The organism is Variovorax sp. WDL1 (assembly GCF_001541225.1).
In the GTDB taxonomy this organism is placed as follows: domain Bacteria; phylum Pseudomonadota; class Gammaproteobacteria; order Burkholderiales; family Burkholderiaceae_C; genus Variovorax.
In genome coordinates this window covers 1-14,740 of the sequence record NZ_LMTS01000004.1, presented here as the reverse complement: position 1 = coordinate 14,740, position 14,740 = coordinate 1, and the positions used below count along the sequence as shown (strand labels likewise).

Sequence of the window (14,740 nt, the reverse complement as noted above, 5' to 3'; positions counted from 1 at the left end):
GCCGGTGAACCCCGTCGCCTTCATCGCCCGCGTCCGCTGGCTGGCCGCCTTGCTGCTGCTCTTGGCGCTCGCCGGCTGCAAGGTCCCGCTGTACTCCAACCTCAACGAGCAGGAGGCCAACGAGATCGTGGCCGCCCTGTCGGGCGAGGGCATCGACGCCGCCAAGAGCAAGCTCGAAGGCACGAGCTGGCAGGTCGAAGTCGAGCAAAGTCGCCTGGGCCAGGCGCTCGACGTGCTGCGCACGCAGGGCCTGCCGGCCGAGCGCTACACCACCATGGGCGAGGTGTTCCAGAAGCAGGGCCTGGTGTCCACGCCTTCCGAGGAGCGCATGCGCTACATCTACGCCGTCTCGCAGGAGCTGTCGCAGACCCTGCGCAACGTCGATGGCGTGGTGGCGGCGCGCGTGCACGTGGTCATCCCGGCCAACGATCCGTTGTCCGAGAAGATCCGGCCCTCGTCGGCCGCCGTCTTCATCAAGCACCGGCCCGATGTGGACCTGCGCCTGCTCGCGCCGGCGGTGAAGGACATGGTGGCGCACAGCATCGAAGGGCTGACGCACGACCAGGTCTCGCTCTCGCTCTTCGAGGCGCGCCGGTCCGCGGCGACGCCGGCGACCAACGCCGGTACGCAGCCGCAGGTGCTCGGCCTGTTCTCCACGCAGACCGCGATGCTGCTCCTGGGCCTGCTGTTCGCGGCGGCCGTGTGCCTCATGGTGCTTCCCGGCCTTCTGCGCCGCCAAGGTCTGGATTGGCGCAGCTGGTCGCGCAGCCAGGTCTTCAGGCGCTGAGCGGGCGGTCGAATGCACACGTCCGCCACCGCACCCAGCCCGCCCCAGGCCGCCCCCGGCCCGATGGACCTGGTGCGCCTGGTGATGCGCTTCAACCTGCATCCCGAGCACGACTTGCATCCCAGCTGGCTGCCGGCCCACTGGCCGGCGCAGCACCGCGTGCCGGCGCGCCTGGGGGAGGGCGGCCGTGCGGTGCTGGCCGATCTGCTGCGGCGCGACCAGGCGCCGCCGCCCTCGGCGGACTACAACTTCGATTCGCGCCTCAAGCGCCTGGCGCTGCTCGATGCGCGCGCGCTGCGCCGGCTCGCCGCCTACCTCGGCTTCTGCGCCCACCTGCCGCTGTTCCGCCTGCGCGCCGGCGCGGGCCGGCAACTGCGCCGCCAGGCCTGCCGCCTGGATGCCGACGCGGTTGACTTCGTGCTCGACCGCGTGCCTCGGCTCAGCGAGCTGCGCATGAACCATTCAGCGCTGGAGCAGCGCCCCATCGCCGCCGGCCGCATCGTGCTGGAACGTGGCCACCGCCTGCTGCTGGGCGCCTTCGCGCCCGAGGGCGAGGCGGTGCTGCGCCGCCTGCAGCACAAGCTGCCGCGGCGCGTCTCTTCCCTCGCGCTGCCGCAATTGGAGCCGCGCCAGGCCCGCCAACTCCACGAGCTGATGCTCTCCTGCATCGTTCCCGAAAGACTGCCGCAATGGGACTGGCTTTTCTGATCACCACCGAGAACCTGCAGCTCCTGAGCGAGCGCAAGGTGCTCAAGGAACACGAGTACGCGGCCCTGCTCGATGCCTCGGCCGTGGTCGAAACCGCGCGGCGCGAGGCGCGGCGCATCTCGCAGCAGGCGCAGCAGGAGGCGCAGGCCAGCCGCCGCCAGGGCTACGAACAGGGCCTGCAGCAGGCCAAGGCCGAGTACGCGACGCAGCTGGTGTCCGAAGCCCTGGCGGCGGAGCGCCAGATGCAGGCGCTGCGCACGTCGATGGCGCAGATCGTGGTCAAGGCGGTGGGGCAGTTCATCGCCGGCGCCGATCCGGCCGCACTGTTCGAGGCCGCGCTGCTGCGCGTCGACACGCTGATCCGCAGCGAGCCTTTCGTCACCGTGCGCGTCGCGCCGGCCCAGGAGGCGACCCTGCGCGAGGTGCTGGCCCGGCTGCGCCACGAGGCGCAATGGACCATGAGCCTGAGCCTCGCGCCCGACCCTTCGTTGCAGCACGGCGCCTGCGTGGTGCAGACCGCCTCGGGCGTGCTGGAGATCGGCGTCGAGGCCCAGCTGGAGGCCTTCCGTCGCGCGGTGGAGCGCGGCGGCTTGCTGCCCGCCAAAGAAAGCGCGCCATGAGCCAAGCCCCGTCTGCCAGCGCCCTCGACATCGTCGCCGACCTCGACCAGGCCTTCGGCCGCATCACGCCGGTGTCGATGCGCGGCCGCGTGAGCAAGGCGGTAGGCATGCTGATCGACGCCTCGGGCATCCAGGCGCACGTGGGCGAGCTTTGCGAACTGGTCACGCCGGGCGAGCCGCCGCTGCTGGCCGAGGTGGTGGGCTTTCGCGGCAACACCGCCGTCCTCACGCCGCTCGGCCCCATCACCGGCATCTCGGCGCTGACCGAGGTGCTGCCCACCGGCCGTGGCCATGTCTGCCCGGTGGGCGATGCGCTGCTGGGCCGGGTGCTCGACGCATTGGGCCAGCCCATCGACGCGCGCGGCCCGCTTGCCACGCGCGCGCAGCTGCCGGTGCACCGCGAGCCCGTGAGCCCGCTGGCGCGCCGCATGATCGAGGCGCCGCTGCCCACCGGCATCCGCGCCGTCGATGCGCTGCTGACGCTGGGCGAAGGCCAGCGCATCGGCGTGTTCTCGCCGCCCGGCGTGGGCAAGAGCACCTTGCTCGGCATGCTGGCGCGCGGCTCCAGCGCCGAGGTCAACGTGATCGCGCTGATCGGCGAGCGCGGGCGCGAGGTGCAGGAGTTCATCGCGCACAGCCTGGGCCCCGAGGGCCTGGCGAAGACGGTGATGGTGGTCTCCACCTCCGACCGGCCGCCGATGGAGCGCATCAAGTCGGCCTACGTGGCCACCACCATCGCCGAGCATTTCCGCGACCAGGGCAAGAAGGTGCTGCTGCTGGTGGATTCGCTCACGCGCTTTGCGCGCGCCCAGCGCGAGATCGGCCTGGCCAGCGGCGAGCCGCCGACGCGGCGCAGCTACCCGCCCTCGATCTTCTCGATGCTGCCGCAGTTGCTGGAGCGTGCAGGGCAGGGCCGCACAGGCTCCATCACCGCCGTCTACTCGGTGCTGACCGAGGGCGACGAGGAGAACGACCCGATCGCCGAAGACGTTCGCTCCATTCTCGACGGCCACATCGTGCTCTCGCGCAAGCTCGCCGCGGCCAACCGCTACCCGGCCATCGACGTGCTCGCCAGCATCAGCCGCGTGATGCCGCTGGTGACTTCGCGCGCGCACCGCGAGGCCGCGGCGCATTTCCGCGGCCTGCTGGCCAAGTACCAGGAAATGGAGCTGCTGGTGCAGATCGGCGAGTACAAGGCGGGCAGCGATGCGCTGGCGGACGCAGCCATCCGGGCCCGGCCGGCGATGCTGAATTTTCTTGCGCAGCCACCCGACGCGCAGCAGGACTACGAGGCCTGCCTGGCGGCATTGCAGCGCTTCCAGGAGGAGGCCTGACCATGAGCAGCAGCAGCAGCAGCAGCAACGCCGACAGCATCGACTGGAAGCTGCTGATCGACGTGCGCGAGCGGCAGAAGACCGCTGCCCTGGGCGTGGTCGCGCGCGACCGCGAGGCGGCCGAGCAAAGCCACGCACAGCTTCTGCAGGCCGCGGCCTGGTGCGAACAGCAGGTGCAGGGCAAGGCGGCGCACTGGCAGGCCACGGTCGGCGCGCTGGCCGGCGGGCAAAGCAATGTCGCGCAGCTGCGCCACGCCGGCGCCTGGAGCGGCGCGCTCGATGCGCAGATCGCGCAGGCGCGACAGCAGGCCGTGCAGGCGGGCGAGTTGCATGCGCAGCGCGAAGCGGTGCTGGCCCGCAGCCGGCAGGCGTTGCGCGACGCCAGCGGCGAACTGGAGAAGGCCCGGCAGATGCAGCAACGCGCCCGCGCCGAGCGCCTGGCCTTGCAGGAGACGCGCCAGGACGAAGCTGCCGAGGAAGCGGCCTCGCAGGCCTGGGCCGCGCGGAGAACCGTGTAGCCATGGAAAGCGCGCTCGAGCTCGCCAACATCGAGAGGTTCTTCTCGTCGGTGGTGCTGACGTTGCCGCGGCTGTTCGCGATCTTTGCGGTCGTGCCCTTCCTGTCCGGCGGGATGATGACCGGCATCGTGCGCAACGGCCTCTTGCTGATGCTCGCGATCTTCATGTCGCCGGCCGCCGGCGCCATGCCCGAGGTGGGCATCGGCACCTGGGTGCTGATCGCCGGCAAGGAGGCGCTGATCGGCCTGCTGCTGGGCCTGGGCTTCGGCATCTTCATCTGGGCGATCCAGAGCGTGGGCGACCTGATCGACTTCCAGACCGGCTCGGGCAACGCCTCCTTCTTCGACCCGGTAGCCGGGCACGAGAACGGGCCCACCGGCGAGTTCCTCGGCTGGCTGGTGATCACGCTCTTCGTCGCGGCCGGCGGGCTGCTGGCGATGCTGGGCGTGGTCGTCGATTCGTACCGGCTGTGGCCGGTGGGCTCGTTCTTCCCCAACGTGGGCGCGGTGCTGGAGCAGTTCGCGATCCGGCAGGGCGACACGCTGTTCCTGTGGATCGTGAAGCTCGCCGCGCCGGTGATCTTCGTGCTGCTGCTGGTCGAGCTGGGCATGGGCCTGATCAGCCGCGTGGCGCCGCAGCTCAACGTCTTCGTGTTCTCGCAGCCGCTCAAGAGCCTGCTGGCGCACCTGATGATGCTGCTCTTCGTCTTCTTCGTGTACGAGTCGCTGCAGGAATTCCTGCGGCCGGAGAACGGGGTGCTCGACTTCCTGCGGGCCACCCTGTAGCGCAGCAGCATGGCCGAGAAGGACCAGAAGCCCACGCCGAAGCGCCTGCGCGATGCGCGCAAGCGCGGCGAGGTGGTGTTCAGCTCGGACGTGGCCTCCACCACCGTCTTCGCGGTGGTGCTGGTCTCGGTCTGGCTGGGCGGCGAGACGCTCTACAGCCTGCTGCGCGAGCTGTGGCTGCATGCCACCAGCGCCGCGCTGCTGACGCGGCCCGACGACCGCTTCGCCGAGCTGCTGCTGCACACCGGCGAGGCGCTGCTATGGGGCACGCTGCCGATCATGGCGATCGCGGCCGTGGCCGGCATCGCGGGCTCGCTGTTCCAGGTCGGCGGCGTGGCGGCCTGGGAGCGGATCAAGCCCGACGTCAACCGCATGAACCCGGCCGAGGGCGCCAAGCGCATCTTCTCGACGCGCAACCTCATCAACCTGCTGAAGATGAGCGTCAAGACGATCCTGCTCGCGGCGCTGATGTATGTCGTGGTGCGCGGCTTCGTCGACAGCTCGCTGAAGCTGGGGTATGCCTATCCCGGCACCATCATGAGCGCCGCGTCCCACATGGTGCTGGTGGCCTTCGGCTGGGCGGTGGTGATCTACGCGCTGATGGCGATGGTGGACTACGCGCACGAGCACTACGAGTTCATGAAGCAGCAGCGCATGTCCGTCGAGGAGCTGCGCCAGGAATACAAGGAGGTCGAGGGCGATCCGCTCAACCAGTCGCGCCGCCGCTCGGCCCATTTCGAGGCGGTGTATGCGAGCCTCGGCGACCGGGTGCGCATGGCCTCGGCCGTGATCCATTCGGCCCGCACCGCGGTGGCGCTGCAGTACCTCGGCGAGAAAGACCTGCCGCGCGTGATCGCCCGGGGCGAGGGCGACGTCGCCGCCCAGATCCGGCGCCACGCGGGCGAGGGCCTGGTCCCGATGGAATTCGAGCCGCAACTGGCGGAGCGCCTCTACGCCGAGGTGCCGGTGGACCAGGCCATCCCGCGGTCATTGTTCGCGCCGGTCGCGAAGCTTCTGCGCTGGGCGCAGGGGGTCGAGTGATGGGCCACGACGACCGTCTTCCAACGAACTGAATCACATCGAGCGAAACACCATGGTTGCACCCGCCGGTTCCTCCCAGCTCTCAGGCCAGGCCGCTATCGACAACGCGGCTGCATTGCGCGCGGCGGAGGAAGCGCGACGAAGGGCGGAGGAGGCGGCACGCCGCGCCGCCGAGGAGGCCAGGCGCCAAGCCGAGGAGGCGCGGCGTCTCGCGCAAGAGGCGCGCAAGAAGGCCGACCAGGCCCGCAAGGATGCCGAAGCGGCCGAAGCCAAGGCCGCGCAGAGCAAGGACAAGGCCGACCAGGCCGATGCGGCGAAGCTGCGCACCCAGGCCAGCAAGGACGAGACCGACGCGCTCAAGAAGGAGGCGACGGCCAACCTGCGCGACAAGGAGAAGACGCTGGCCGGCTCCAAGCTGGACGACGTGCAGCAGCGCCGGCCGGAGAACGATCCCTCGGAAGGCACGCGCGCGGCGCAGAGCGAGGTCGCTGCGGCGAAGAAGACAGTGGCCCTCTACGACTCGCCGCCCGGCGCGGCGCCTGCCGCGGACAGGCCCGCGAATCCGAAGACCCAGGCCCTGCTCGACAAGGCGGAGAAGGCCGCCAAGCCGGTGTTCGACGCGCAGGCCCGCGGCGAGAAGCCCAAGGAAGAGGACAAGGCCGCGCTCAACAAGGCCGTGGACGAATGGCTGACAGCCGCGCAGCAGGACATGCGCAACGCGGCCGTGCAGGCGCAGGCCCAGGGGCAGGACCCGAAGAAGGCGATCCGGGCCCAGGCCGACAAGCTGCGCGCGGCGGTCGACAAGGGCGGGGTCTTCGAGCCCACGAGCATGGGCGAGAACATCGACCAGGCGAGCGGCGTCGTCAAGGCCGAGAGCCCGGCAATGCGCCAGCTGCGCAGCGAGCAGTACGACGTGCAGCAGGACGGCAGGAAGCAGGTGGCCGACGGCCGCCAGGCCGCCGCCGATGCCGACGCCGCGGCGGACAAGGCAGAGGCCTACGCCAAGAGCTTCGGCGACGGCCCCGGCGGCAACGACACCATCATCACCGCGAAGCAGAACGCGAAGGACGAGGCCACGCGGCTGCGCAAGCTGTCCAACGAGGCCAATGACCGTCTCGACGGCCTGGTCCGCACCTACGGCGGCACCGCACCCGACCGCAAGGACCCGGACAAGACGCAGAGCTTCATCGGCTCGGTGAATGCCGACTACAACGTGCGCGTCGCGGACCTGGAGGTCAGTGAGGCTTCCAGGGCCTACGAACTCGCGAAGACCGCCAACGACCCGAAGCAGTTGGCGGCGGCGCAGGACGCGCTGGACCTCGCCATCGATGCCCGCGACATCGTGCACGCGGTGCGCGACGACGCCGCCGCGGAACTGGAACGCAGCGACAGTGCCGTCGAACTGCGGGATGCGAAGGCCGCCTACGACGCGGAGAAGGAGAAGCAGCCGCAGCCCTACAAGGTCAAGCACCACGGCGGCTTCCTGCAGGGCGACTACGAGACCACCGAGCTGCCCGAGGGCTACGACTGGACCTTCGAGGTCACGCCGGGCAGCGAGATGGCCAGGCAGGTCAAGGACATCGACGGCAAGTGGTACTACGTCATCGACCTCGGCAACGGCGAGCAGAGCAAGACCGAGATGAACCCGGTCACCGCGCGCCTGTGGGCCGCGCAGAAGAAGGCCGATGCCGCCAACGCGAATGCCGATGGCGCCGCCGCGAAGTTCCAGGAGATCCAGAGCGACCTGATCGGCGATGGCGGGCAGGACCCGAAGATCGATCCGGCGCGCTTCATCGGCAACGCCGGCAAGATCGACACCAGCCTCACCGACGCCAACGACACCGTGGCGACGACGCAGGCCAAGCTCCGCAACCCCGCGCCGCCGCCCGGCGTGCAGGGAGTGTGGGCGCCCTCGGCCACGCCCGAGCAGATGGGCGTGGCCCTGCAGAACCAGGCCGCGGCGCAGAAGAACGCCGACGCGCTCAAGGCCATGCGGGAGCTGCGCCAGGCGCAGTACGACCAGGCCGCCGGCAAGACGGTGGATGCCAAGCACCTGCAAGACCTGAAGACCAAGGCTCGCGATGCGCAGCGCGAGGCCGGCGAGGCGCAGCCCTCGCTCACGCCAGCTGAAGAGGCCGACATCACCAGCAACAAGCTGCCGGCGGCGCGCCAGGCACTGGAGGCGCAGGAGGACGAGGTCACCCGCCTGACCGCGCCCGACAGCAAGGCGACCCAGGCCCAGAAGGACGCCGCTCAGAACAAGTACGACCAGCTCGACCTGGACGTGCGCGACTACGAGACCCGGCTCGAGCTCGAGCACGCGAAGCAGGCCAGCCTGGGCGCACCCTACGCCTATGCCGCCGCGCCGTTCGTGAAGCCGCAGGACACACTGCTCGTCGAGAAGCGGACCAACAGCGGCAACTACGGCAAGACGATCGGCACCGACATCTACGCCGACAACTACGACCCGACCTGGAACATCGTCCCGGGCAAGGACGGCAAGGTCAATGCCGAGGGCCTGCCGCGCGGCCTGTCGCCGGACGACATCGAGGTGCGCTACAACCCTTGCGGCGGCGGGTACACCGTCACTTTCAAGAAGAGCTCCGAGGTGCTGGGCCGCCGCAGCGACGGGATCGTCAACTACGTGGTGCAGAAGGGCACCTACAAGATGCACCCGGCGACCGCCGAGCTCTGGAACGACACCAACACGGACAAGCGGGTGGGCGGCGGGCGATTGATCGCCGCGCAACAGGCGCGCGACGAGCTGCTCGCCGAGCGCAAGCAGACGGCGGCCGATGCCCCGCCGTCGAAGGACGCGCCGCCGGTCATCGGCCCTGACGGCAAGCCGGTGCCGAAGCTGAACTTCGCCGACGACCTGGGCCCGCGCAAGAAGGCGGTGGACCAGAAGGTGGCCGATGCCAACGGCAAGCTCGACGACGCACAGCGCGCCCTCGACGCGGGCACCGGGGACAAGACCCGGCTCACCCAGGCACGCGACGACGCCAGGGCCGAGCGCGACATCGCGCTGGCCGAGCAGAAGGCGGTGGACGCCGTGCTGCTGTGGCAGGAGGCCAACCGCACGCGCCAGCTCTACGAGGCCAACGAGCGCGCCGGCCGACTCGACGCGAGCCATGCCAAGCCGCCGCGCGAGCACGCCGACGAGATGCACGCCAAGGCGGAGACCGCGCGCAACGGCTGGATCACGGCCCGCAACCAGCACTACAAGCAGGTCGCCACGCGCGAGCTGGGCGCGGCGGAGAAGGCGCACGACGACTGGAAGAAGGCCCATCCCGGCCTGTCGGACAGCGGCAGCGACACCTGGAAGGCGCTGCAGGAAGCGAAGGTCAAGGACGGCTTCGCGGACCGCGTGCTGGCCGCCGGCGCCAACGAGGAGGCCGCTGCGCGCGAGTACCAGTACATCGCCGAGAACCTGAGCCCCGAACAGCACGACGATCCGCGCGCGCTCTACCGGCTGTTCGACAAGGACCCGGCGCGCATGGCGCAGTCGATCATCAACAGCCACTTCGTGCAGTACGGCGGGCAGCCCACACAGATGGAGAGCCGCACCCACCTCGCCAACGAGGTGGCGACCGCGCTGGGCTGGCAGCCGACCACCGGGCTCGACCCGAACGCCCCCGCCACCAACGACCGGCTGCGCCGCACCCAGGACCTCTACACCGGCCTGGGCAAGGAACAGAAGGAGATGCGCGACAAGATCGTCGACCGGATCATCGAGGACGGCGGCGAGAAGGCGCGCGTGACGGTGCTGCCCGTGGTCTATGCGCTCGACGGCGAGAAGGGCGGGATCGTCAAGACCGCGATCTTCAAGGTCGAGAACAAGGACGATCCGAAGGGCAGGGAGGTGGAGTTCGTCGACGAGCAGGCCTGGACCTACGACAGCCTCGACGACTTCCGCGCCAACAACAGCCTGCCGGTTGAAGGCGTCCAGCTCGCGATGCCGAGCGACGGCAACTTCACGCTCGACGACCGGGGCAACGTCAAGCTCTACACCGGCGACGCGCGCACCGAGACCGGATGGGAGACCTTCCGGCGCACGTCGCACATCGACTGGGTGGTGGGCGGCGTCGGCCTCGTCGCGGGAGTGGTGCTCACGGTCGGTTCACTGGGAACGCTGTCGGCGCCCGGCGTGATGCTGGCGGCCGGCTCGCTGACCTTGCTGGCGGCCGGCTACGGCACCGTCACCTCCGCGCAAAGCCTCTACAAGCAGGGCAGCCATGGCCAGGACATCAATCCCTTCACCAGCACGCAGGCGCGGCTGGACTGGCTGAACCTGGGCCTGTCGGTGGCGGCCGTGCCGGTGGTCGGCGCCTCGACACGCGCCACCGTGCAGGCCATGCGCGCGCGCAACGCGCTGCAAGCCGCGCTCAAGGAAGCCGGCAAGGAGGGCGGCGACGCCGCGCTGGCCGGCAGGCATTTTGCCGACTACCAGCGCTACACGCAGAGCGCACAGGCCTGGGGCCAGCCCGCCTCGGCGATGTCGCGGCCCTTCGCCAGCCTGCCGGTGGGCGTGCTGAAGAAGGTGGGGCCGCTGGATGCGGGCAGCGCCTACGCCTTCGAGGAGGGCGCCCGCTACCTGCACGACAACTGGGACCAGCTCGCGCCGGGCGAGCGCAGCAGCCAGTTCGCGATGCTGGCGATGAATGCCAGCGGCTTCGCCTCGCCGGTGTTCGCCAAGGGGTACGTGCGGGTGCACGACGCGACCCGGGCGCGTTTCGGCAGTGGCGCGCAAGGCTTCGATCCCTCGCAGGCGGCGGCGACGTTTCATGCGCCGGGCGATCCGCAGGCGGGCACGCCGGTCGCGCTGCGCACCGCGGACGGCGCACCGGAGGCGAGGGCTGCGGCGCCCGACACCGGCCCCGACGTCGCCGTGCCGCCGCCAGGGCGCGATACGCGCCCGGCCATGCCCACCGCCGGTGATGACGGCATCGTCGTGCCGCCGCCCGGGCGCCGACCGGCACGCAACGACACGGCCGAGCCTGCCGCCGACGTCGACCCGGTGACCACGGTCGCATTGCCGCTCTCGCGCAGCACCAAGGCCGCTTCGCCCGACGGCACAGACGGCGGCACCGGCCCCGGCGGCGAGCGGCGGGCGCGCCATTCCGACGAGGCCCTGCGCCAGCAGGCGGCCAACGACGAACCGGTCCAGCGGCGCGAGCGTTCGCCGCACCGGCAGGAGCGCAGACAGTCCGCCGCGCCGGACCCGCTCGCGCAGCTGCGCGAGCCGCCGCGCGATCCGGCCGTCGACGCAGAGATGGCGCGCCTGCGTGAAGACCTGTATCCCGAGGGCTTCGACCCCGGCGAGAACCGCGGCTCCATGCTGTTCAGGCTGGACACCCAGGCCCCCGAACGACTGCGCGCCGCGGGCGGCGTGCAGCCGCGGCCGGCGAATGGCGCAGTGACGCGTCCGAGCCTCGGCAGCTACGTGGAGGCCAACACCTCCGGGCGCTGGGTCAGCACCTCGCAGACGGTGGCGCACAACAAGGCCTTCCTGGCCCGCAACCCGCAGCGGGTGGGCGAGGGCGAGACGGCCTACATGTACGTGCTGAACCCGGACGCGCGCTCGCGCACCGACGTGCTCGCGCATTACGTGGGCACGGGGCGAATCGACGCCATCCCCGGCCCGCTGCGCGAGACCATCGCGATGGAGGGCGAGGTCGCCATCGACGGCGCCGTGCCGTGGCAGCGCGTCTACGGCTGGGCCGAGATCGATGCGGCGACAGGGCGCTTCGTGCGGCCCTTCGTCCGCAATCCCGACTACGGCGCCGCCGCGGCCGCGCCGAGGCCGCGCCAGGTGGTCATGCGCCGGCCCGATCCCGAACTGGCGCTGCCCGAGGCCGTGCCGGATTCGGCGCCGGCGCAGGCGGCTGCCAGGGCGCCCGCCGCACGCCAGCCATCGCCCGCGGTCGCGCCCGAGCCGGCGCAAGGGGGCACGCCGCGGCAGGTGCCCGGACGCGCCTCCTCGCCGTGGGGCAACCTGAAGGCGCAACTGGGCGGCGACGGCAGCGTGCGGCTGGTGGGCGCGGACGGCCGTCCGCTCGGTTCGCGGGCCATGGACCCGGCGACCACCGAGGGGCCTGCGCCGGTCGTGCGCGTCAGCGCCGAGCCCACTGGCCCGGTCCGCACCACGCCGGACTGGGACGCCGTGCGCACCCGGATCATGGCCGCGCCCGCGGATGCGCAGACCCGCTTCGTGGTCTCGCGTCTCGATGCGGAGGAGGTCATCTTCGGCGGTGCCACGCTGGGCGCGAAGCGGCGCAACACCTATGCAAGCTTCGAGGAGGCGCGCGCCGCCGCGGCCGAGGCCGGCGGTGCCTGGGTGCATCGCGTGCAGGCCGCGCCAGGGCGGCCGAGCCTCGTGCGGCGGGGGCAGGCGGAGCCCGACGAAATCGTCGGTGCCGTGCGCATCGGCACCGACGGCCAGGCCGCGCCCGTGCCCGTCGTCAATCTGCAGTCGCGGCGTGGCCCCGTGCTGGCGGGCGGACGAGGCGGCGAGCATCAGACCGGGGAATCGACCAGCCTCGCCACGCGCGAGCCGGACATGGATGCGCTGCTCGAGGGGCCGTCGGACTTCACCCGGCCGCGTCCCGCCTACGCCGGACCGCGCACGCTGGCCGAGGCCGAGGCGGGCTCCATCCCGGCGACGGACGCCGACGTCCAGCAGACGCTTTACCTCAGCACCGCGTCCTCTCCGGACGGCCACGGCGCGCGCGACATCCCGCTGCGCAGGCGCTTCGCGCAATGGGCGCGCGGCGATGCGCCGGCGTTTCTCGGTACGCCGGACTTCGTCGGCGGGCGCTACGTGCTGGCGAAGGAAGCCGCACGAATCAACCAGGGCGAGCGCGATGCCGGCTTCGAGCTGCTCGACCGTTCGCACGTGTACTCCAGCTTCGAGACGGCGCGTGCCGCCGCCGCGCAGGCCAACGACGGCACCAGCGCGCTGGTCGGCGTGGTGCGCCTGATCGGACCCAAGACGGCGATGGCCGAGGTGGTTGCGAGCGGGCGCTTCCGCAACGACCAGGTCGACGGCATCGTCGGCGTGCGTGCCGATGGCAGCGTGCATCCGGTCAGCGTCGCCAACCGGGATGCGGCCCATGCGCCGAAGCCCGGCGAGCAGTTCATCGATCCGCGCAGCACCATGAAGCCGAACGAGAAAGTCTTCACGCCGCGCGAGAAGACTGCCGTCTTCGTCAAGACGGCGGGCTACATGATCGGCACCGGCGCCGCCTTCTATGCGGCGGTGCGCTGGGGCGGCGGCGCGCTCGGGCTGTCGGCGGCCGGCGTGTCGCTGGCGACCTACGTGGGTGCGCGCAACTTCTTCCTGCGCTATGCGTTCGATGCCTTCCTCTACCGCGGCGGCGTCGCCGGCTTGCGCCAGGGCGCGAAGATCCGACTGCTGAAGCACCTCGACCCGAAGCACCAGGACAGCTTCGCGCTGATCGAGAACATTGCCGACCCCGCCAGGCGCGAGGCCGCGCTGTTCCAGCTCAAGAACCAGCTCGACAGCTGGCATGCCACGCGCCGTGGCATCGGGCACGGCGAGCGCTATCGCGAAGCCCTCGACACGCTGGCGCGCGACCCCGCCAACATCGACGCGCTGCAGACGTTGCAGCGCGGCGCACAGGAACTCAGCGGACGCCGGGTCAGCGGCACACGCGGCTGGCTGCGGCGCGTGCCGCCCGCGCTGCGCCGCGAGTACGCCGAGGCCCTGAAGACCCTGCAGAACAACCCGGCGGATGTGCACGCCGCGGCCCTGCTGACGACCGCGCCCGACGTGGGGCGCGGCACCCAGCACGCCGGCGCCCTCCGCGGGCGCGTACTGCGCAACGTGCCGCACGCCGACCGGCTGCGCTACCAGGAAGCCATCCGGACGCTGGCCGCGAAGGGGGAGGGCAGCACCGAGGCGCTCAAGGTGCTGCAAGGCATTCCGCTCGACACCGTGCAGCGGCACACGACCGGCGCCCGCGGCGCGCTGCGCGGCATTCCCAAGGCCGATCGCCACAGCATCGAGCTGGCTGCGGAAACCCTGCGCGTCAATCCGGAGGACGCGCGCTCGCAGGAAGTGCTCGATGGCAGCCCGGGGAAGCTGACGTCGCCGAACTCGCCGATGGGGCGCACGCTCTTCGGGATGCGGGTCCTGAGCTTCGGCCTGAGCCACTCGGCCGGCACGCGGCTCTACCTGAATCCGATCTTCGACGCGCCGACGCAGCAATGGCGCTGGGACGTCACGACCGCCGACGGGCTGCGCCAGTGGATCGGCAACGAGGGCAGCCTGCACTACGCCATCGGCAACGCCACCGGCCTGGGCGCGACGGTGGCGAACCGCTACGCCACCCTTTACAAGGCCAGGACGGGCAAGGACTTCGGCGAGCGCGGGGAGCAGGAGAGCGCCGCCGCCACGCCGGCCCGCACCGATCCCGACGGGACGCCCGCACCCGATGCGGCGAAGGAGGTGCCCGTCGGCAAGAACGGCAAGCCGGTACCCGTCTACAAGGCCACCGACAGCAACTCGAAGTTCGTGCTCTACCTCAAGGGGCTGGGCAAGCCCGCCGCGGTCAAGCATCCCGGCGTGAACGAGGACGGCACCCCCATGGTCAAGCCGTCCTTCATCGCGCGCCTGCCGCAGTACTCGTCGTGGGGGGATTCGAGCGGCACCATCGGCCTGACCCTCTCCGACGCGATCCTGGGCGGCATGTACATCGCCGAAGGCAACTGGGGCCAGGCGCTGCCCCAGGTCGCCAAGGTGGCGAGCGACATCGCGATCTTCCGCGGCACGCGCAAGGACTACCTGGACGAGTACGGATCCAACCGCGGCAAGAAGGCGGACGTGGACTTCACCCGCGTCACCGACTTCTTCAATGCCCCGCTGGGCGAGGCGAAGGTCAAGCCGACCCGGTTCTCGGAATCGGCGATCCGCCGCGGCTGGGCG

Annotated in this window: 8 protein-coding genes; all 8 read left to right on the top strand. The window is 71.1% G+C overall.

The genetic code is table 11. The features are described from left to right. The first annotated feature begins 4 nt into the window (after positions 1–4). On the top strand, positions 5–787 hold the full coding sequence (gene sctJ / locus APY03_RS00135; RefSeq protein WP_232081109.1) for a type III secretion system inner membrane ring lipoprotein SctJ: 783 nt from the start codon (positions 5–7) through the stop codon (positions 785–787). Positions 788–799: 12 nt separating this feature from the next. Further along, positions 800–1,495, top strand: a complete 696-nt coding sequence (locus tag APY03_RS00130) for a SctK family type III secretion system sorting platform protein (protein ID WP_068672721.1) — start codon at positions 800–802, stop codon at positions 1,493–1,495. Then, positions 1,477–2,115 (top strand): type III secretion system stator protein SctL, encoded by a 639-nt coding sequence (gene sctL / locus APY03_RS00125; RefSeq protein WP_068672719.1) that lies wholly within the window; start codon positions 1,477–1,479, stop codon positions 2,113–2,115. The genes APY03_RS00130 and sctL overlap by 19 nt, the downstream gene beginning before the upstream one ends. Then, positions 2,112–3,449, top strand: coding sequence for a FliI/YscN family ATPase (locus APY03_RS00120; protein WP_068672717.1), 1,338 nt, complete (start codon positions 2,112–2,114; stop codon positions 3,447–3,449). The genes sctL and APY03_RS00120 overlap by 4 nt, the downstream gene beginning before the upstream one ends. Positions 3,450–3,451: 2 nt before the next feature. Continuing rightward, positions 3,452–3,967: a serine kinase gene (locus tag APY03_RS00115; protein ID WP_068672716.1), complete on the top strand. Its 516-nt coding sequence runs from the start codon at positions 3,452–3,454 to the stop codon at positions 3,965–3,967. A gap of 2 nt (positions 3,968–3,969) precedes the next feature. Beyond that, entirely contained in the window at positions 3,970–4,752 is a 783-nt protein-coding gene (gene sctT / locus APY03_RS00110) for a type III secretion system export apparatus subunit SctT (protein ID WP_068672715.1), read from the top strand. 9 nt (positions 4,753–4,761) lie between these two features. After that, positions 4,762–5,793: an EscU/YscU/HrcU family type III secretion system export apparatus switch protein gene (locus APY03_RS00105; protein WP_068672714.1), complete on the top strand. Its 1,032-nt coding sequence runs from the start codon at positions 4,762–4,764 to the stop codon at positions 5,791–5,793. Positions 5,794–5,845: 52 nt separating this feature from the next. After that, positions 5,846–14,740: DUF4781 domain-containing protein (locus tag APY03_RS00100; protein WP_157103353.1), on the top strand; the 8,895-nt coding region annotated here is incomplete at its 3' end.

What these genes read in the sequence shown, in the direction of transcription:
- APY03_RS00130 (WP_068672721.1), top strand. Translation starts at nt 800, where the DNA reads ATGCACACGTCCGCCACCGCACCCAGCCCGCCCCAGGCCGCCCCCGGC.
- sctL (WP_068672719.1), top strand. Translation starts at nt 1,477, where the DNA reads ATGGGACTGGCTTTTCTGATCACCACCGAGAACCTGCAGCTCCTGAGC.
- APY03_RS00120 (WP_068672717.1), top strand. Translation starts at nt 2,112, where the DNA reads ATGAGCCAAGCCCCGTCTGCCAGCGCCCTCGACATCGTCGCCGACCTC.
- APY03_RS00115 (WP_068672716.1), top strand. Translation starts at nt 3,452, where the DNA reads ATGAGCAGCAGCAGCAGCAGCAGCAACGCCGACAGCATCGACTGGAAG.
- sctT (WP_068672715.1), top strand. Translation starts at nt 3,970, where the DNA reads ATGGAAAGCGCGCTCGAGCTCGCCAACATCGAGAGGTTCTTCTCGTCG.
- APY03_RS00105 (WP_068672714.1), top strand. Translation starts at nt 4,762, where the DNA reads ATGGCCGAGAAGGACCAGAAGCCCACGCCGAAGCGCCTGCGCGATGCG.